The sequence below is a fragment of the Streptomyces sp. NPDC059009 genome (assembly GCF_042740175.1).
Classification (GTDB): Bacteria; Actinomycetota; Actinomycetes; order Streptomycetales; family Streptomycetaceae; genus Streptomyces.
Genome location: NZ_JBHYJB010000017.1, coordinates 93,467 through 113,051 on the forward strand (window position 1 = coordinate 93,467; position 19,585 = coordinate 113,051).

A 19,585-nucleotide genomic window follows, 5' to 3' on the forward strand; every position below is an offset into this window, starting at 1 on the left:
TCATCCGACCCTCGAACGTCCGCCGGCGTCAATGGCTTTCATCCGGCGCGGGCCACCGAGACCGCCCAGGCGAGATACGCCGCGTTCACCAGCAACCGCGCCGCCACGCCCGGGACCCCGTCCAGGAAGCGGGTGGCGGTGCGGGTGTGCCGGGCCGCGTCCAGGTGGCTGACCTGGAAGGCGGAGAGCAGCACGACGGCGGCCCAGCCTCCCGCCGTACGGGTCCCCGGGGCGAACAGCAGCCCCGCGACGGCCAGTTCGGCGACGGCGCTCCCGGCGACGAGGGCCGCCGGGGCCGGCAGCCAGGCGGGTACCAGCGAGCGGAAGTAGGCGGGGAGGGCGAGGTGGGCCAGGGCGGTGGCGGTGAGGAAAGCCGCGAGGGCGGTCGCCGCGCAGGCGTACGAGGGCGTGGTCATGGGGTGAGCGTGCGGCGCGTACCCGGGTGCCGTCTTGAACGGAACGATCGCGCGGCCTGAGACGCGTGGCCCGGTGACCCGGTGACCCGGTGACCCGGTGACCCGGTGACCCGGTGACCCGGTGACCCGGTGGTCCGGTGGCCCGGTCGCTCGGTGGCCCGGTGGGAGCCGGGTGCACTCTCGGCTGTTTGATCCGGGAGGGCGTTCCGGCTTTGATGGGGGCCGCCGTGCGGTCGGCGGCGCGTGGACGTGAGGCGAGAGGTGGCGGCGGGAGTGGGGGAGCGGCGGTCGCTCGGGTGGCGGTTCGGGTGGCTGTGGGGCGCGTATGCGGTCAGCACGCTGGGGACGTGGCTCGCCTTCGACGCGTTCCGCCTCATCGCGATCCTCGTCCTCGGCGCCGGTGTCGCGCAGGTCTCCCTGCTCACGGCCGTGGGCCTCGCCGTCGGGGCGGTGGCGGCGGTGCCGCTCGGGCCGTGGGTGGAGTTCCGCCGCAAGCGGCCCGTGATGATCGCGATGGACCTGGTCCGGTGCGGAGCGCTGCTGACCGTCCCCGCCGCGTACGCCCTCGACCTGCTCACCTTCGGCCAGCTCATGGCCGTCTCCGTGGTGGTCGGGGCGGCCGACATCACCTTCGGCGCGGCCAGTGGCGCGTATCTGAAGGAACTCGTACCGAAGAAGGACCTGCTCGTCGCGAACGGCCGGTTCGAGGCCACGATGTGGACCACGTCCGTGGTCGGACCGCCCCTCGGCGGCGCCGCGGTCGGCCTGTTCGGCCCCGTCCTCACGGTGATCGCCGACGCGGTGAGCTTCCTCCTCTCCGCGCTCGGGATCCGGGCGATCGGCGGCAAGGACCCGCTCCCCGCGCACGCGCGGGCCGCCCCGCGGATGCGCCGCGGCGAGCTGCTCGACGGCTGGCGGTTCATCCTGTCCGACCGGGCGCTGCGGCCCCTGTTCCTCAACGCCGTCCTGAACAACGGGCTGATCATGGCGGCCTCGCCGCTGCTTGCCGTCCTCCTGCTCGGCGACCTCGGCTTCGCGCCCTGGCAGTACGGGCTCGCCTTCGCGGTGCCCTGCGTCGGCGGGCTCATCGGCTCCCGGCTCGCCCAGCCGCTCGTGACCCGGTTCGGGCAGCGCCGGGTGCTGCTGACGGCGGGCACGCTGCGCGCGTGCTGGCCGGTCGGGCTCGCCTTCGTGGGCCCCGGCGTCCCCGGTCTGGTGCTGGTCATGGCCGTCGAGTTCGGCCTGATCCTGTCCTGTGGCGTCTTCAATCCGGTGCTCGCCACCTACCGCCTCGAACGGATCCCGCAGGACCGGGTCGCCCGGATCCTGTCGGCGTGGTCGGTGAGCAGCAAGGCCACGATCGCGGCGCTCACCGGGGTGTGGGGTCTGCTCGCCGCGGTCACGGGTCCGCGCCCGGCGATCGCGGCCGCCGGAGTGCTGCTCCTCGCGACGCCGCTCTTCCTGCCGCGCGGGGAGCACGGGCTTGCGCCGTCGACGTCCCCGCCTCCCCCTCTGTCCCCGTCTCCGGAGGAGAGGGTGCAGGATGAGCGGGCGCCGGAGGGGGCGACGGAGAGCCAGGCGTGAACGGGCGTGTGGACAGGCGCGTGAACGGGCGCGTGGACGGGAGCCTGGCCGGGCGTGTGGACGGCCGGGCCGTGTTCGCCGCGGACGACGGCGGGCTCACGGTCTTCGCCGAGCCCGAGCCGTACGAGGTCGCCGCGCACCGGCACCCCGCGTGGAAGGTGGTCCTGCCCCTCGGCGGGCACGTGACGGTGAACGGGACGGCCGGGGCGAGCGGACTGGCCGGGGGGACCGGGGCGAGCAGGGCAAGCAGGGCGATCGGGACAGGGGCCGTCGTGCCGCCGGGACTCGCGCACACCTGCGGGAGCTCGTCCGGGTTCGTGGCGGTGTTCCTGGACCCGTGGCTGCTGCGCGCCGGCGGGGCGCCGCAGCTCCTCGAACCCGGCCGGGCGCGGCGCCTGTTGGACGCCCTCGGAGACCTGGACGCGCCGGACCCCGCCGCCTTCCGCGCTGAACTCGGCCGCGCGCTCACCGGGCCGCCTCCGCGCGCCGTCGACCCCCGCGTCCCGTACGCCGTGGCGGCCGCGGCACGGAGCGGGCTCCTCAGCGAGGTGGCCGCCGAGGTCGGACTCTCGCCGGTCAGGCTGCGTGCCCTGGTCCGTACGGAGGCGGGTGTTCCGCTGAGCGCGCTGCGCCAGTGGCGGCGGCTCGGCGCGGCGGTCGGGGCGCTCCTCGATCCGGTGGCGGGCGGCGGTGTCGCGGGGGCGGCCACCGCGGCGGGCTTCGCGGACCAGGCCCACCTGACCCGCACCGCCGGACGCCTCATCGGCCGCACCCCCGCCTCGCTGCACCGCGCCCGCCAGGCCCGTCGCGCCCGCTGAGCCCCGGTCGGGCCTGACTCGACCCTCACGTCACGTCAGGCTTCAGCCTGTACTGCGAGGCCGACCTGGCCCGGCTCCAGCAGATCCTCTTCTACCGTGAACTCGGCTTCGCCCTGGAGGAGATCGCCGAGATCCTGGCGGACCTCCACCACGCCGTCGCGCGGGACGGCACGCTCGTCGGCAGGTGCCGGAGCTGTCGCTGGGCCGCACCGCGGGGCTGGCGCCTCAGGTACTGGCCGCACCCGGCGGCCGCCGGGCAGGGCATCGCCACGCGGGCGACGGCCGCCCTGGTGACCGAGGTGCGAGATGTTCGTGCTGCCCGACGTGGCGTACCTGGAGATCACGCACGACGCCGACGCCGACGCCGCGAGCAGCGGCATCCCACGCCGCCTGGGATGCACGGAAGTCGGGCGCGAACCGGCGGCACCGTCCGCGGCTCCCGCGGGCAGCGGCGTCACGTGGTGTGGCGCCTGCAACGGCCCACCGCCCCAGAGGAATCCGGAATTCCGCGGACGGCCCCAGGGGAATCCGGAATTCCGCGGACGGCCCCAGGGGAATCCGGAATCCCGCTGACGGAAAGGAAATGCGTTGCCCGTGCCGTCGACCCCTGTCTAAGGTTGCCGACGGCTCTGTCGTCTCCGATCGAGGTGGACCTTGCGCATCTGAGGTACGCGAACACCACGCCCCGTACGGCCCTGTCCGTACGCCTGTCACGTCACCGCGGCCCCGTGCCGCGACGGTGCCGTGCGTGGAAGCGACCTCGATGCCTGCACCGACAGGCCCCTTCGCATGGTCGCCGCGTCGTGCTCGCACACATCGCATCCCCCGAAGACCACCGACGCGATGGGCATCCTCATGACCGCAACCCTCACCGGCAAGAACCTGGCCGCAGGCCACGGCGACCGTTCCCTCTTCCAGCAGCTCGACCTCGCGGTGGCGCCCGGCGAGGTGGTCGGACTCGTCGGGGCCAACGGCGCAGGAAAGTCCACCCTGTTGCGCATCCTCGCCGGGCTCGCCGAGCCGGAGCGGGGCCAGGTGCGGCTCGCCCCGGCCACCGCGACCGTCGGCCTCCTGCCGCAGGAGCCGGAGCGCCGGGAAGGAGAGAGCGTCTACGACTTCCTGGCCCGGCGCACCGGAGTCGCGGCCGCGCAGCGCGCCCTGGACGCCGCCACCCACGCCCTCGCCGACGGCGTGCCCGGCGCCGACGACGCGTACGCCGAGAGCCTGGACCGCTGGCTCGCCCTCGGCGCCGCCGACCTGGACGAGCGGGCCGGGCAGGTCGCCGACTCGCTCGGGCTCACCGTCGGCCTGGAGCAGGCCATGACCTCGCTCTCCGGCGGCCAGGCCGCCCGCGCGAGCCTCGCTTCCCTGCTGCTCTCGCGGTACGACGTGTTCCTCCTGGACGAGCCCACCAACGACCTCGACCTGGCGGGGCTCGAACGCCTGGAGCGGTTCGTCGGCGGGCTGCGCGCGGGCGCCGTGATCGTCAGCCACGACCGGGAGTTCCTCACCCGCACCGTCACCCAGGTCCTCGAACTCGACCTGGCGCAGCGGCAGGTGCGCCACTACGGCGGCGGCTACGCGGCCTACGTGGAGGAGCGCGAGCGGGACCGGCGCCGGGCCCGTGAGGCGTACGAGGAGTACGCCGAGACGAAGGCCGCCCTGGAGGAGCGGGCCACCACCCAGCGGGTCTGGGCGGAGAAGGGGGTCAGAAACGCCAACCGGAACCCGCGCGACAACGACAAGATCATCCGTAAGGGCCGGGTCGAGGGCAGCGAGAACCTGGCCGCCAAGGCACGCCGCGCCGAGCGGCTCATCGAGCGCCTGGAGGTCGTCGAGGAGCCCCGCAAGGAGTGGGAGCTGCGGCTGAACATCGCCGCCGCGCCGCGCTCCGGCACGGTCGTCGCCACGCTCCGGGAGGCGGAGGTGCACCGGGGTTCCTTCACCCTCGGTCCGGTCAGCCTGCAGATCGACTGGGCCGACCGCGTGGCGATCACCGGCGTGAACGGCTCCGGCAAGTCGACGCTGCTCGGTGCGCTCCTCGGCCGCCTCCAACCGGACGCGGGCGGCGCCTCGTTGGGCTCCGGCGTGCGCGTCGGGGAGATCGACCAGGCCCGGGCGCTCTTCCACGCGGACGAGCCGCTCCTGGACGCCTTCCGGGCGGCGGCGCCGGACCTGGAGCCCGGCGCGGTGCGCACGCTCCTCGCCAAGTTCGGCCTCGGTGCCGGTCATGTCCCGCGCCCCGCGGCCACCCTGTCGCCCGGTGAGCGGACGCGGGCCGCGCTGGCCCTGCTGCAGGGCCGCGGGGTCAATCTCCTGGTCCTCGACGAGCCGACCAACCACCTCGACCTGCCCGCCATCGAGCAGTTGGAGTCCGCGCTCGACTCCTATCGAGGAACGCTGCTCCTGGTCAGCCACGACCGCCGGCTGCTGGATGCGGTGCGCGTCGACCGGCGCCTGGACGTGGTGGACGGAAAGGTCACCGAGGTGCCGGTCTAGCGCGTGCCGGGCGAGGCGGGTGGGCCGGGCTGCAGAAGTGGCCCCGGTGGCCCGGGCGGATCATGCCGCCATCGCGAGCTCGGTGCCCCTGGGGGGCACCACCCGGCCGTCCGGCAGGAGTTCACCGCTGTCGTCGAACACGATCGTGCCGTTGCACAGCAGGTACCACCCCTGCTCGGGGTGGGCGGCGACGATCGCCGCGGCATCGTGGTCGGACAGCTCGGCGGACGGGCACTGGGGCTGGTGTGCGCACATGACGCACCTCCGATTCATCACCTTGGGAGGGTGTTGGCGAGTCACTAGTAATGTCACCAGTAATGACTCCGTGGAGGCCGTCAACTCATCGTCACAGCACGGTCAATCGAAGCCACGGCGGAAGCGGGCGAGGAACGTGCGCGTCGCTCAGCCCCCGTCGGGCGATCGGTCACCCGGAGGACGACACCGTCCTCGGCCTCTTCGATCCCGTCGTTTATCGGTCTCGAAGCTAGTCAACGCGCGCGTGGTGTGCGGCATTCCGGACAGGAACCGGAAAGAGGCCGAGAAGGGCGAGCGGGCGGCGGCCGCGCGCACCGGCCGACGCCGGCGTCACGCGCCCACCAGGGGCAGCCCGCACGCGGCTACGCCCGCCCCGCACGCAGGCTCAGCGCGTGCAGCACCAGCTGCATCTCGAACTGGGCCGCCGGGTCGTGCAGCCGTTCCCCGAAGACCTCGTCCAGCTGGCGCAGCCGGTAGCGGACCGTCTGGGGGTGCACGGCGAGCCGGGTGGCGACCTCGCTCGCGTTGTGGCCGCACCGCAGCCAGCACAGCAACGTCTCGGCCAGGCGCTCCCGTTGGGGCGAGCGCACCGCGTCGAGGGGGAGCAGATGGCGCCGGGCGAGCGCGTCGATGAGGGCGTCGTCGTGGAAGAGGAGCAGCGTGGCCAGGTGGTCCGCGCAGTGCAGCGGGCCCGGCCCCGCCAGCACGCCGCGCCGCGCGAGCTCCAGGGCCTCGGTGGCCCAGCGCAGCGAGCGCGCGCTCTCGGCCGGGGCGACCGTGGGGCCGACCGCAGCGCGCATCCCGTGCAGGACCGCGGCGATGGCGCGGGCACGGCCAGGACCCTGCGGGTCGGGCACCACGATCACGCCGGGCCGGGTGTCGAAGCGGGCCAGGAACTCGGGCGGCACGATGGGCCGGGTGCCGCCCGGTCCAGCGCCCGGTCCAGCGCCTGGTCCAGTGCCGGGTCCAGTGCCGGGTCCCGCGGCGGGGCCGGTGACGGGCCCCGCGGTGTGTCCCGCGGCGGGGCCGGCGGTGTCGACGGCCACGACGGCCAGTTCGCGGGGGACCGGCCACTGCGCGGAGCGCGCGAGGTCGCCGATGGCCTCGGGGGAGACCGGCGGCTCGGTGGTGAGCAGGTCGATCAGGCGGTGGCGGCGCCGCTGCAGCTCGCCCGCCGCGTACAGGCGGGCCTCGGTGTGGCCCGCGGCCGTGGCGGCGGCCATCTCGTCGAGGTGCACGAAGATCGCCTCACCGAAGGCGGAGAGCACCTGCCGGGGCAACAGGCCCGCCTCCACCAGGGTGTTGATCCGCCGCCAGGTCACCCGCGCCCCGACCCGCAGGGCGGCCTGGAAGGTGTCCAGGCTGCGGCCCTCCTCTGCCTCGCCCCTGCCGATGCGCTCGTACGTCGCCTTGACCGGCGCCCAGTCCTTGTCCGGCTTGCCCATGCGGGCCAGGAAGTCCTGGAGGGCGCCTTCGACTCCCTTGCGCACGACGTGCATATAGGTGTCGTCGCGAGGGCGGGCGTACTCGGGGATCTCGGTGCGGATCGCGGCGACCACGTCGTTGGTGACGTCGTCGAGGAACGGCTCGAGCAGGCCCGCGAGTTCGGCGGGGAACGCGCTGAACGCCACGTACGAGACGTCCTCGGCCCGCTCCTGCGAGGCGTCGTCCGTGGCCGTCCGGACTCCGTTCACCATGACATCGGCTCCCTCCGCACAGGGGACAGGGCACGGCGGCGTACCCGCTCGGGTGCGTACCGCGTTGTACCGCGTCCCCCGGGGAGCCCGACAGCCACGACGCCGTCCCCCGTCACGCGCGTGACAGTGCGCGGCGGCCCGCCGCGATTTGTCTGTCACCCGAGGGAGCGTCGAGGCGTCAGGTCGAGACGTCAGGTCGGGATGTCAGGTCGAAACGTCAGGTCGAGATGTCAGGCCGGGGGTGTCAGGGGGCCTGCTCGTCCGGGTCGCCGGTCGGGACGCCGTGGCGGCGGGCCAGCCACAGGGCGTCGTCCAGATCGCTCTGGGCCACCGCGGCGGCGTAGGCGTCCTCGGCCTCCAGCGCCTCGGCCAGGGCGGCCCTGGCTTCCCGTAGGCGCTCGAGCAGCGCTTCGGTGAACGCGCTCACCTGTCCGGTCACCCCCTCGACGGCCCTGTCGGACCTAGCTGTTGGGAGCCCATTGAACCCGGCCCGGACGCTCGGGTCACGACCGGGGGCGCTCCAGTTGTGAGGCGATGACGGCGGCCTGGATGCGGCGTTGCACTCCGAGCTTGCCGAGCAGCCGCGAGATGTGGTTCTTCACCGTCTTCTCGGAGAGGAAGAGGCGCTTGCCGATCTGGCGGTTGGTGAGGCCCTCGCCGATGAGGGCGAGGATGTCGCGCTCGCGGGACGAAAGGCCGCGCAGCGCCGGGGGGTCGGTGTCCTCGGGGGCGGGTTCGGCGCGCAGCGTGCTCATCAGGCGCGCCGTGGTCGCCGGGTCGAGCATCGACTGTCCCGAGGCCACCGTGCGCACCGCCGAGACCAGGTCGGCGCCCTTGATCTGCTTGAGCACATAGCCGGACGCGCCCGCCATGATGGCGTCGAGGAGCGCGTCGTCGTCGTCGAACGACGTCAGCATGAGACAGGCCAGCCCCGGCAGCCGGGTGCGCAGTTCGCGGCAGACGGAGATGCCGTCGCTGTCCGGCAGGCGGATGTCGAGGACGGCCACGTCCGGGCGCAGGGCGGGGCCGCGGCTGAGCGCCTGCTCGGCCGTGGCTGCCTCGCCCACCACCGCGATGTCCGGCTCGGAGCCGAGCAGATCGGTGAGGCCGCGGCGGACCACTTCGTGGTCGTCGAGGAGGAAGACCCGGACCGGGTCCCCTGTGGTGAAAGTGCGCGCTGCTGCGGTCATGGGCCTGCCCCTGTCCCTGCTGTCCCTGGCCTGTCCGCCGGCCGCCCGGTGTCTGCCCGTATGACCTGGTGTCGGCCCTCCCTCTGATCCTCGCTCAGCGGGGCGGTCCGTACCAGGGCCGAACGGGCCCTGTGGGGGCGGGGGTTGGGACCACTCGGCCCTCGCGCGCGAGCCGCGGCCGCGCGACACTGGGGGAAAGACCATGGAGAAGCGGCACATCTGGGCGCGCCCAGCGCGCTGTGCCGCCCCGGGGACGCCTGCGCGACGGGGTCAGGACCCGACCGCGCGGGCGTCCTTCGGCGTCACGTGGCACCGCAGCGCGCTTCCCGCGCCGAGCCGCAGTGCGCTTCCCGCGCCCACCGCTCGCACCACATCTCCCGCGCCGAGCCGCTCGCACCACACCTCCCGCGCCGCACCACACCTCCCGTACCACGCCGTACGTGGCCGATTCCGTGCGCCACCAGCTGCCGCCACGGCTCGTGTGCACGCCTTGAGGGAACACCTCTACGTGGGTCCCGTCGCACACCTCGCACACCTCGTACACCGCGCACGCCTCGTACGAAGGACTCATCCACGGAGGACCGCATGGGAACGGTGACGCGAGACGGCGGCCGTGCCGCGGCGGGCGGCCCGGGGGACGACGAGCTCGCGGCGCTGGACGCGCACTGGCGGGCCGCCACCTATCTGGCGGCGGGCCAGATCTACCTCAAGGACAACGCCCTGCTGCGCACACCGCTGCGGCCCGCGCACATCAAGCCCCGGCTGCCCGGGCACTGGGGCACGGTCCCCGGGCTCACGCTCCTCTACACCCACCTCAACCGCCTCATCAGACAACGGGAGTCGGCGGTGCTGTGCGTCTGGGGGCCCGGCCACGGCGGGCCCGCCGTCCTCGCGGGGGCCTGGCTCGACGGGAGTTACAGCGAGACCTACCCCGACGTGCCCCGCACCGCGGCCGGGGCGCGGCGGCTGCTGCGGCAGTTCGCCTTCCCCGGCGGGGTGCCCGGCCACGTCGCGCCCCAGACGCCCGGCTCGATCCACGAGGGCGGCGAGCTCGGCCACTCCCTCGCGCACGCCTACGGGGCCGCCTTCGACAACCCGCGCCTCCTGGTCGCCTGTGTGATCGGGGACGGGGAGGCCGAGACGGGGCCGCTCGCCGCGTCCTGGCACTCCACGACCTTCCTCGACCCGGTGCACGACGGCGCCGTCCTGCCGATCCTGCACCTCAACGGCTACAAGACCGCGGGCCCGACGGTCCTGTCCCGCCTCCCGGAGCCCGAACTCGACGCGCTGCTGCGGGGGTTCGGCCACGAGCCGCTGCACGTCACGGGGGACGAGCCCGAGCAGGTGCACCGGGACCTCGCGGCCGCCCTGGACCGGGCCGTCGACGACATCACCCGCATCCAGGACGTCGCCCGCGCCCGGCACCCGGCGGCCACGGCCCGCGACGCCGGGCACGCAACGCCCCCGGGCCATGCCGACGACGCCACCGAACGCCCGCGCTGGCCGCTCCTCGTGCTGCGCACCCCCAAGGGCTGGACCGGCCCCGCGGAGGTCGATGGCGTCCCCGTGGCGGGCGCCTGGCGCGCCCACCACGTGCCCCTGTCCGGCGTCCGCGACAACCCCGAGCGCCTGGCCCAGCTGGAGAGGTGGCTGCGCTCGTACCGCCCCGAGGAGCTCTTCGACGAGGACGGCCGCCCCACCGCGCAGGTGCTCTCCTGCGTCCCCGACGGCGACCGGCGCCTCGGCGCGAGCCCGTATGCCAACGGGGGCCTGCGACTACGGGAGTTGCCCGTCGCGCCCCTGGAGCGCTTCGCCGTCCGCGTCGACAAGCCGGGCGTCACCCTGCACGAGCCCGTCCGCGTCCTCGGCGCCCTGCTCGCCCAGGTCATGGGCGACACCCGGGACCGCCGCGACTTCCGCGTGGTCGGCCCCGACGAGACCGTGTCCCAGCGGCTGCGGGCCCTCTTCGACGTCACCGGCCGGGCCTGGCAGGGCGCCCTGCGCTCCACCGACGAACACCTCGCCCGCGACGGCCGGGTGATGGAGGTCCTCTCCGAACACCTCTGCCAGGGCTGGCTGGAGGGCTATCTCCGCACCGGGCGGCACGGCCTGTTCTGCTCGTACGAGGCGTTCGCGCACATCGTCGACTCGATGGTCAACCAGCACATCAAGTGGCTGCAGACGGCGCGCGAACTGCCCTGGCGTGCCCCCGTCGCCTCCCTCAACTACCTGCTGACCTCGCACGTCCTGCGCCAGGACCACAACGGCTTCTCCCACCAGGACCCGGGCTTCGTCGACCACGCGCTCAACAAGAGCCCCGAGGTCGTCCGCGTCTATCTGCCGCCGGACGCCAACACGCTGCTGTGCGTGGCCGAGCACGTCCTGGCCGGACGCGATCACGTCAATGTCGTCGTCGCCGGGAAACAGCCCTGCTTCGACTGGCTCTCCCTCGACGACGCCCGCGCCCACTGCGCCCGCGGCGCCGGGGTCTGGGCCTGGGCGGGGACCGACGACGGCTCCCGGGACCCGGACGCGGTGCTCGCCTGCGCGGGCGACGTCCCCACCCAGGAGACCCTGGCCGCGGCGGGCCTGCTCCGCCACCACCTGCCCGGCCTCGCCGTCCGCGTGGTCAACGTCGTCGACCTCGCCCGGCTGCTGCCCCACGAGGAACACCCGCACGGCATGGCCGACTTCGAGTACGACGCGCTCTTCACCCCGGACCGCCCGCTGATCTTCGCGTACCACGGGTACCCCTGGCTGATCCACCGGCTCGCCCACCGCCGCACCGGCCACCCCCATCTGCACGTGCGCGGCTACAAGGAGCCGGGGACGGCCACCACCCCGTTCGACGCGGTCGTCCGCAACGACCTGGACCGCTACCGGCTGGCCATGGACGTCATCGACCGCGTCCCCGGCCTCTCGGTGCGCGCCGCCGCCGTCCGCCAGACCCTGGCCGACGCCCGGACCCGCCATCGCGCGTGGATTCGCGAGCACGGCACGGATCTGCCGGAGGTGGAGGACTGGACGTGGACGGGCTGAGCTCCCCTCCGGACCGGCCCGTCCACGCCGGCTACGCCGCCGACTCCTCGCGCGCCGCCGGCTCCTGCTCCGGCCGGTGCGCGAGCCGCGCCGCGGCCGTGCGCCCGCGCTGTTCCAGGGGCAGGACCCCGGTGGCCGCCGCGAGACCGCTGGCCGGCATGTCGAAGTAGATCGACTCGTACGAGCCCTGCGCGGCGATGTACGTCTCGTGCCACAGGCCCACATGGCCACGGAGCTTGCCCGCGCGCCGCTTGCGGTTGGCGATGCCCCAGACCCTGTGGTGGAAGAAGTCGGGCGAGGACGCGTAGGCGTACAGCTTCTCCTTGGACTCCCAGTACTGGACGACGTAGTACGTGCGCGGCGAGGCGGTCAGGAGGAGCTTGCCGCGCAGGCCGCGCTCCGGGGCCTTCGCCAGTTCGTGGAGCATGCGGAACATCGCGAACATCACCGGGATCCAGTGGTGCGGCGCCCAGAAGTGGTTGATGCGCATGCCGAGAAGCAGGACGACCTGGTCCCCCTCGGCGGCCGCCGTGGTGAAGCCGCGGTGGGTCTTGGCGAACATGGTGCTGCCTCCAGGGCGGGTCGGACGGCCGGTCACTCGGCGGGTGCGAGATGGGCGGCGAGGCGGTCGAGCGTGGTCGTGATGTTGCGGGAGTTGTGGGCGGGGCGGTCGGCGACGCCGGTGATGAGGATGGCGAGCGGGATGAACCAGAGCGGCGCGCGCACCCAGTTGGTCTCGGTGACCGCGCACCCCTCGGCGGTGGGCTCGATGTCGTACTGCCAGCGGGAGATGGGCAGGCGCAGCGGCGTCGCGGTCACCTCGTAGGCGAAGCGGCGGCCCGGCTCCGCGTCGGTGACGCGGCACTCGGTCGTCCAGCGGCGCAGGCCGTTGCGGTTGTACCCGCGAAAGCGCGCGCCCACGGCCGCCGTGCGCGCACCGCCGAGCCACCGCGCGCGATGGGCCTCCTCGCCGAGCCGGATCATGACCGGGGGATCACTGATGACGTCGTACGCCCGCTGCGGCGAGGCCCGGACCGGAACCGTGCCGGTGGCCGCCGGTTCCGGGAAGCGCGGGATGTGCGGTAGGCGCATGGCGGGGCCTCCTGGCGACAGTGATGTAATCGGTGATTACACCAGGGTGCGAAGAGGTGGTCAAGGTTTCCGGTACTGCCAAGTAGCCCGGTCTCAGGGGAGGTTGACGATGCCCAGGCCGAAGGTGTCCAGGATCTGCTCGGCCAGCGCCTGGTCGGGCGGCAGATAGCCGTCGACGATCATCTGCGAGAGCCCGTAGACCACGGCCTGCGCGGTCAGACGCATCACCTCGGGGTCCCCCTCGCGCAGTTCACCGAGCCGCTGGCCCTCGACGAGCATCTCGGTGAAGGACCGCTCGATGCCGATCAGCCGGTGCTGGAGCCCGTCGGGCTGCGCCGGCCCGAACACCCGGGTCCGCATCAGCGTGAAGCGGTGCGGGTGGCGGATCGCATAGCGGATGAAGCCCAGGCCGAAGGCGCGCACCGGACCCCCGTACTCCTCCAGCGGCTGGGCGAGCTGCCACGCCTCGTAGTCCGTGATGATCACGTCGGCGACCGCCGTCAACAGCGCCTGCCGGTCGGCGAAGTGCCGGAACGGCGCCCCCGGCGACACTCCCGCGCGCCGCGCCACCTCCCGGACGGTGACCCGCTCGAGCCCTTGCTCGTCGAGGAGCTCGAGCGCCGCCCTGGTGAGGGCGGCGGGCAGGTCGCCGTGGTGGTATCCGGTGCGGGCGGCGGGCTTGTCCGTCATGGGTGTCTTGGTACCACAGAGCGCCGCCGGCCTGGCATGCGGGCATTCCGCCGCCCCGCCCTCGTCAGTGCCCGCGCACGACGGCCCCTTGTCAGCGAAGTGACAGCCGCCCGCGCGCCGACTGTCAGTGACCGGTCTTTCGACCCGGTCACGCGGCGGCGGAACCTGGTTCACCGCTCACCGTTCGCTGCCCGCCGCTCACCGCCCGCCGTCGTCCGCCAGGAGCCGCCGCCATGACAGCCGCCCGCTCACCCGAAGGCCCCCTGCTGACCGACCATCTGCGGCACTGGGCCGCGCACCGCGCACAGGAACGCGCCGTCACCTACGTCGACTTCCCGGACGCGAGGTCGGCGGGGCTGCACCACACCCTGGGCTGGCAGGCCCTCGACGCGCGGGCTCGCGCCGCCGCCGGGCGCATCGCGGACGTGGCCGCCCCCGGAGACCGGGCGGCGCTGCTGCTGCCGCAGGGGCTCGACTACACGGTGGCGTTCCTCGGCTGCCTGTACGCGGGCGTGGTCGCCGTACCGCTCTTCAGCCCCGAACTACCGGGCCACGACGGCCGGTTGGCGGCGGTCCTCGCCGACTGTGAGCCTGCCTGTGTCCTCACGGACGCGGCGACCGCTCCCGCGGTGCGCGCCTTCGACGCCGGGCAGGGGCTGCCGCCGCTGCCGCTGGTCCGCGCCGACGGGGGCGCCCCCACCGACGCGCCCCCGCCCTCCCGCCGCCCCGCCCCCGACGACATCGCCTACCTCCAGTACACCTCCGGCTCCACCCGCAGCCCCGCCGGCGTGGTCATCACTCACGCCAACGTCGTCGCCAACGCCCGGCAGGCCATCGCCGCCTTCGACGCGGCGGCCGGGCGCAGCACCACCGTCGGGTGGCTGCCGCTCTTCCACGACATGGGGCTGCTGCTCAGCGTCGCCGCGCCCGTCGTCGGCGGGTTCCCGGCCGTCCTCATGGACCCGGTCGCCTTCCTGGAACAGCCGGTGCGCTGGCTGCGGCTGCTCGGCGCCTACCCGGGCACGATCAGCGCCGCGCCCAACTTCGCGTACGACTACTGCGCCTCCCGCGTCCCCGAGAGCGCCCTCCACGAAGGGCCCGAACTGCGTCTCGACCGCGTCCGCGTCCTGATGAACGGCAGCGAACCCGTCCGCCCCGGCACCGTCGAACGCTTCCAACACGCCTTCGCCGAGGCCGGGTTGAGCCCCGAGGCGCACTGTCCGGCCTACGGGCTCGCCGAAGCCACCGTCTTCGTCACCACCGACCCCCACACCGCCGCCCCCACCACCCTCAGCTGCGACGCGGGAGCTCTGGCCGAAGGGCGCGTCGAGCCGCGGGAGCCGGGCGGGGACCCCGTCGCACGCCTCGTGGTCTGCGGTGGCCCCGTCGGTCAGGAGCTGCGCATCGCGGACCCCGCGACCGGCATCGGCCAGGAGGCGGGCCGCGTCGGGGAGATCCAGGTGCGCGGGCCCAACGTCGGGCGCGCCTACTGGAAGAAGGCGGCCCTGACGGCCGAGGTCTTCGGTGTGCGGGCGCCTGGGGCGGCGGACGACGAGGACGGCTGGCTGCGCACCGGCGACCTCGGCGCGCTCGTCGGCGGGCGGCTCGTGGTCACCGGGCGCCTCAAGGACCTGATCGTCGTGGACGGCCGCAACCACTATCCGCAGGACATCGAGGAGACCGTGCAGTCCGCCCTCGCCCTCGTCCGCCGCGACCACCTCGCGGCGTTCAGTGTGCCCGGACCGGATGAGAGCGGCGGGAACGAAGAGGTGCTCAGCGAAGCAGCGCTCAGCGAAGCAGCGCTCGGCGAAGCAGCGCTCGGCGACGAAGTGCTGGTCGTCGTCGCCGAACACCGGCGCGACACCGAGCCGACCCACGACGACGCCCGCGCCGCCGCCCGTACCGCCAAGGCCGCCGTGTCGGCGCGGCACGGACTGCGCCTGCACCAGCTGGTCCTGGTGCCGCCGGGCACCCTGCCCAGGACCACCAGCGGCAAGATCGCCCGGGCTGCGGGCCGCGCCCGCCACCTCGACGGCACCCTGCCCGCCATGGGCGAGGCCCTGACCGGCGTGGGCGAGGAGGCGTGATGAGCGCGGCGAGCCCGTCCCGGGAGCAGCTGCGCGCCGCCGTCACCGGCCTGCTGCACGAGTGGTACGGCCAGGACCCGGACGCCGTCGACGACGACCGGCCCCTGGCCGAGCTCGGCCTCACCTCGCGCGACTCCGTCGCCCTCGCCGCCCACCTCACCGAGCTGACCGGCGGCCACCTGCCCGCCACCCTGCTGTGGGAGACGCCCACGCTCGGCACGCTCCTCGACCGGGTCGAGCGCGGCGCTCCGGAGGCCGAGCGCCCCGCAGGGCCCAACAGGCAGGTGGCTGAGCGGAGTTCAGCCGACAGCCCGCGCGTCGCCGTCATCGGCATCGGCTGCCGCTTCCCCGGCGGCGTCGCCTCGCCCACCGACTTCTGGCGGCTCCTGAGCGACGGCGTCGACGCCGTCGGCACCGTCCCCGCCGACCGCTGGCCGCCCTTCGTGCCCGACGGCACGACGCTCCCGGGCGACATCAGCCGCCACGGCGCCTTCCTTGCCGAGGACGGAGAAGGAGCGAGCGGGGGAGAGGGAGAAGGCATCGCCTGCTTCGATGCCGAGTTCTTCGGCATCGGCGCCCACGAAGCCGCCGCCATGGACCCCCAGCAGCGCCTCCTCCTCGAAGTGGCCCGCGAGGCCCTCGACCACGCCGCCCTGCCCGCCCCGGCGCTCGCGGGCAGCGCCACCGGCGTGTTCGTCGGGATCAGCGGCAACGAGTACGCCCACCTCGCGACCGCCGACCCGTCGTCGGTCGACGCCCTCACCCCGCCCGGGGTCGCCCTGAGCATCGCCGCGGGCCGGCTCTCGTACCTCCTGGACCTGCGCGGACCCAGCATGTCCGTCGACACGGCCTGCTCCTCCTCGCTGGTCGCCGTCCACCACGCCGTGCGCAGCCTCGGCAGCGGCGAGAGCGACACGGCGCTCGCCGCGGGCGTCAACCTCCTTCTGTCGCCCGCCGTCACCCTCGCCTTCCAGCGTGCCGGGGCGCTCGCCGCCGACGGGCGGTGCAAGTCCTTCGACGCCGCCGCCGACGGGATGGTGCGCGGCGAGGGCTGCGGAGTCGTCGTACTGAAGCGGCTCGCGGACGCGGAGCGGGACGGGGACCGGATCCTCGCCGTCGTGGACGCCACCGCCGTGAACTCCGACGGCCGCTCCGGCGGCCTCACCGCGCCCAGCGCCGCCGCCCAGCGCGCTCTGCTCGCCCGCGCCCACACCGCCCCGGCGCGCGTCGACTACGTGGAGGCGCACGGCACCGGCACCGCGCTCGGCGACCCCGTCGAGGCGGCGGCGCTCGCCGGGGTGCTCGGCGTGGGCCGCGCCCCCGAACAGCCGCTCCTCATCGGCTCGGTGAAGACCAACATCGGGCACCTCGAAGCCGCCGCGGGCATCGCCGGGTTCATCAAGGCGGTCCTGGCCCTGCACCACGGCGAGATCCCCGGCCAGCTCCACTTCACCCGGCCGGGACCGCACGCCGACCTGCCCGCCCTCGGCCTGCGCGTGGTCACCGGGCCCGAGCCGTGGCCGCGCTACTCGGGCACCGCGACGGCGGGCGTCTCGGCCTTCGGCTTCGGCGGCACCAACGCCCACGCCGTTCTCACTGAACGCCAGCCGTCCAGGGACCAGTCGGGCGAACGCAGGAACGGTGATCAGCCCTCCGTACTGCTCCTCGACGGCGTCACCGACGACCGGGTCCGCGCCCACGCGGGCGAACTCGCCGACTGGCTCGGCTCCCCCGACAGCAGGGGAGTGCGCCCCGCCGACCTGGCCCGCACCCTCGCGGGGCGCTCCGGGCGCGGCCGCCACCGCGCCGCCGTCGTCACCCGCGACCGCGCCACGGCGGCCACCGCGCTCGCCCGCCACGCCGCCCACGCCCCGGACCCGCACCTGATCACCGGCGGCCTTGCGCCGGGCGGGCCCGGACCGGTCTGGGTCTTCTCCGGATACGGGGCCCAGTGGCCCGGCATGGCCCGCGAACTCCTCGACACGGAACCGGTGTTCGCGGCCGCCGTCGACCGCCTCGAACCCGTCCTGCGGGCGCACGCCGGGATCTCCCTGCGCGCGAGCCTGGCCCCCGACGCCGACCTGACCTCCCCCGAGCGCGTCATGCCCGCCCTCTACGGCATCCAGGTCGCCCTCGCCGAGCTGTGGCGCTCGTACGGGTTCCAGCCCGCCGCCGTCATCGGCCACTCCCTCGGGGAGATCGCCGCCGCCGTCGCCGCCGAGGCGCTGGACCCGGCGACGGGGGCACGGATCGTCGCGGTGCGCGCCCGGCTCCTCGCGGGGCTGAGGGGCGGCGCGATGGCGGTGGTGGACCGCCCGGCGGAATCGCTCACCCAACTGGCCGCCGCATACCCCTCGTTGACGGTGGCGGTGCACGCCTCACCCGTGCAGAGCGTCGTGACGGGTGCGGCCGAGGACGTGGCGGGCCTCGTCGAAAGGGTCACGGGCGAGGGCGGCTTCGCCCGCTCCCTCTCCGTCCAGGGCGCCGGGCACTCGCCCGAGGTCGAGCCGCTCCTCGGCGAGTTCGCCTGGGACCTCGGCACGCTGCGGCACGCGGCGCCCGGCTGCCGCCGCTACTCCACGGTCCTCGACGACCCGCGCGCCGACGCCCCGTACGACACCGCCTACTGGGTGGCGAACCTGCGCCGTCCGGTCCGCTTCACCCAGGCCGTACGGGCCGCCGCCGAGGACGGCCACCGCGTGTTCGTCGAAGTCGCCCCGCACGGCACGCAGTTACACCCCCTGAGTGAGACGCTCCGCGGGGTCTGCCCCGACGCCCCGGCCCTCGTCCTGCCCACGCTCCGCAAGGACACGGACGCCGCCCTCGCCTTCCGCTCGGCCCTCGCGACGCTGCTCGTCCACGGCGTCACGGCACCGGGCCTGCGCGAGACCCTGCACCCCGGCGCCCGTATCGTCGACGCGCCCACCCCGCGCTGGCACCGCCGCCGCTTCTGGATCGGCGAGACGACCGGCGAGCGGGTCGGGGTGCGGCCACCGCCCGGCCCGCGCGCCGAGAGCACCCTGGACCGCCTCCGCGCCTGCGTCGCCGCCGTCATGGGCTACCGCCCCGAACGCATCGACCCGGCCACCCCGCTCACCGACCTCGGCCTCGACTCCCTGACGGCCGCCCGCATCAAGGGCGCGGTGGAGCGGGAGTTCGGAGTCCGAGTGGAGTCCGGGGCGCTGCTGCGCCAGGGGACGGTGGCGGGGGTCGCGGAGCTGTTGACGGGGGCGCGGGCGGCGGAGGCGGGGCGGCTGTCGGACGGGTCGCCTCAACCGGCCGAGGGGGAGGGGGAGTTCGGGGTCCCGGTTCCGGGCCGGCTGCGGGTGTTTCCCCGAGGTGACGGTCCGGATGACTCCCCTGGTTCCTCCGGTTCCTCCGGTTCCTCCGGCTCCTCTGACTCCCCTGGCTCTCCTGGTTTCCCGCAACGCGCGCGTGACGGCGCCCCTCTCTTCCTCGCCCACGCGGCCGGGGGCTCCTCCGACGTGTACGGGCGGCTCGCGCTGCGTCTCGCCGGGCGGCGGCCCGTGTACGGGTTCGACCGGCTGGAGGAGCCCGGGGACGTCGTCGGCCGGGCCGCCGAGTTCGCGCGGCGGGTGCGCGCAGTGTGCCCGGACGGGCCGTGGTTGGTGGGCGGGTGGTCGTACGGCGGGCTCCTCGCGCACGAGGCGGCACGGGCACTCGCCGCGCACGGCACCGTCGGGGCGCTCGTCCTGTTCGACTCCGTGCTGCCCCTGCCCGCGCCCCCGGACGAGACCCCGCTCGACGTGGCCCGGCGGCGCTTCGAGGGCTTCGCCGCCTACGTCGAGCGCACCTACGGACACCCCCTCCCGCTGCCGTACGAGGAGCTGGCGCGGTGCGACGACGCCGAACAGGCCGACCTGGTCCTGAAGTTGCTGGAGCAGGCCGTCGAGCTGCCCGCCGCCGTGCTCGAGCACCAGCGCACCTCCTACCTCGACCTGCGCGACGGCGAGCGCCACATCCCGCGCCGGTACTCCGGCCGCACCCTCCTGTACCGGGCGAGCGAACCCGCCCCGCACACCGTCCGCGACGCCCGCTACGAACGCGACGACGCGACGCTCGGCTGGGACGCCCACTGCCCGGACCTGACCGTCACCCCGCTCCCGGGCCACCACCTGTCGCTGCTCGACCCTCCGGTCGTCGACACCCTCGCCGGGCACCTCACCCGCGACCTGCGCGCCTGGTGACCCCCGCCTT

General features: G+C 74.6%; 14 protein-coding genes and 1 pseudogene. 7 read left to right on the forward strand and 8 right to left on the reverse strand.

Features of this window, described 5'->3' with window-relative positions:
- Positions 1–38: 38 nt before the first annotated feature.
- The gene (locus tag ACFWYM_RS18875; protein ID WP_384837843.1) at positions 39–416 is read right to left on the reverse strand and encodes a hypothetical protein; all 378 of its coding nucleotides are present in this window, start codon (positions 414–416) and stop codon (positions 39–41) included.
- Between the two features lie 273 nt (positions 417–689).
- Here ACFWYM_RS18875 and ACFWYM_RS18880 point away from each other — a divergent pair, with 273 nt between their 5' ends.
- The 4 genes and pseudogenes from ACFWYM_RS18880 to ACFWYM_RS18895 all read left to right on the forward strand — a co-directional run bounded on the left by ACFWYM_RS18880 (position 690) and on the right by ACFWYM_RS18895 (position 5,317).
- Positions 690–2,000: an MFS transporter gene (locus tag ACFWYM_RS18880; RefSeq protein ID WP_384838062.1), complete on the forward strand. Its 1,311-nt coding sequence runs from the start codon at positions 690–692 to the stop codon at positions 1,998–2,000.
- 20 nt (positions 2,001–2,020) lie between these two features.
- The gene (locus ACFWYM_RS18885; protein ID WP_384837846.1) at positions 2,021–2,818 is read left to right on the forward strand and encodes a helix-turn-helix domain-containing protein; all 798 of its coding nucleotides are present in this window, start codon (positions 2,021–2,023) and stop codon (positions 2,816–2,818) included.
- Positions 2,819–2,853: 35 nt separating this feature from the next.
- A pseudogene (locus tag ACFWYM_RS18890) lies at positions 2,854–2,961 on the forward strand (MerR family DNA-binding protein); the annotation flags it as partial.
- A 712-nt stretch (positions 2,962–3,673) separates the two neighbouring features.
- Positions 3,674–5,317, forward strand: coding sequence for an ABC-F family ATP-binding cassette domain-containing protein (locus tag ACFWYM_RS18895; RefSeq protein WP_384837849.1), 1,644 nt, complete (start codon positions 3,674–3,676; stop codon positions 5,315–5,317).
- Positions 5,318–5,377: 60 nt separating this feature from the next.
- Here the strand turns inward: ACFWYM_RS18895 and ACFWYM_RS18900 are convergent, their stop codons facing one another.
- From ACFWYM_RS18900 to ACFWYM_RS18915, 4 genes are all read right to left on the reverse strand, one after another.
- The gene (locus tag ACFWYM_RS18900; RefSeq protein ID WP_384837852.1) at positions 5,378–5,572 is read right to left on the reverse strand and encodes a DUF5999 family protein; all 195 of its coding nucleotides are present in this window, start codon (positions 5,570–5,572) and stop codon (positions 5,378–5,380) included.
- Positions 5,573–5,934: 362 nt separating this feature from the next.
- The gene (locus ACFWYM_RS18905; protein WP_384837855.1) at positions 5,935–7,269 is read right to left on the reverse strand and encodes a PucR family transcriptional regulator; all 1,335 of its coding nucleotides are present in this window, start codon (positions 7,267–7,269) and stop codon (positions 5,935–5,937) included.
- A gap of 244 nt (positions 7,270–7,513) precedes the next feature.
- A complete protein-coding gene (locus ACFWYM_RS18910; RefSeq protein WP_384837858.1) occupies positions 7,514–7,696 on the reverse strand; it encodes a hypothetical protein in 183 nt (60 codons plus the stop codon).
- Between the two features lie 76 nt (positions 7,697–7,772).
- Positions 7,773–8,459, reverse strand: a complete 687-nt coding sequence (locus ACFWYM_RS18915; RefSeq protein WP_384837861.1) for a response regulator — start codon at positions 8,457–8,459, stop codon at positions 7,773–7,775.
- Positions 8,460–9,044: 585 nt separating this feature from the next.
- Between ACFWYM_RS18915 and ACFWYM_RS18920 the strand changes: the two genes are divergently transcribed.
- A complete protein-coding gene (locus ACFWYM_RS18920; protein ID WP_384837864.1) occupies positions 9,045–11,498 on the forward strand; it encodes a phosphoketolase in 2,454 nt (817 codons plus the stop codon).
- A gap of 31 nt (positions 11,499–11,529) precedes the next feature.
- On the opposite strand, the gene ACFWYM_RS18925 is transcribed toward ACFWYM_RS18920, so the two are convergent.
- The 3 genes from ACFWYM_RS18925 to ACFWYM_RS18935 form a co-directional block, all read right to left on the reverse strand.
- Complete coding sequence (locus ACFWYM_RS18925) at positions 11,530–12,060, reverse strand: DUF4188 domain-containing protein (protein WP_384837867.1); 531 nt, start codon at positions 12,058–12,060, stop codon at positions 11,530–11,532.
- A gap of 32 nt (positions 12,061–12,092) precedes the next feature.
- Positions 12,093–12,590 (reverse strand): SRPBCC family protein, encoded by a 498-nt coding sequence (locus ACFWYM_RS18930; protein ID WP_384837870.1) that lies wholly within the window; start codon positions 12,588–12,590, stop codon positions 12,093–12,095.
- Positions 12,591–12,683: 93 nt separating this feature from the next.
- Entirely contained in the window at positions 12,684–13,280 is a 597-nt protein-coding gene (locus ACFWYM_RS18935; protein ID WP_384837873.1) for a TetR/AcrR family transcriptional regulator, read from the reverse strand.
- Positions 13,281–13,513: 233 nt separating this feature from the next.
- On the opposite strand from ACFWYM_RS18935, the gene ACFWYM_RS18940 reads away from it, so the two are divergent.
- Positions 13,514–15,367 carry a fatty acyl-AMP ligase gene (locus ACFWYM_RS18940; RefSeq protein WP_384837876.1) on the forward strand — a complete coding sequence of 618 codons (1,854 nt, stop codon included), beginning with the start codon at positions 13,514–13,516 and terminating at the stop codon, positions 15,365–15,367.
- Positions 15,367–19,575, forward strand: a complete 4,209-nt coding sequence (locus ACFWYM_RS18945; protein WP_384837879.1) for a beta-ketoacyl synthase N-terminal-like domain-containing protein — start codon at positions 15,367–15,369, stop codon at positions 19,573–19,575. Before ACFWYM_RS18940 ends, ACFWYM_RS18945 begins: the two co-directional genes overlap by 1 nt.
- Positions 19,576–19,585 lie beyond the last annotated feature (10 nt).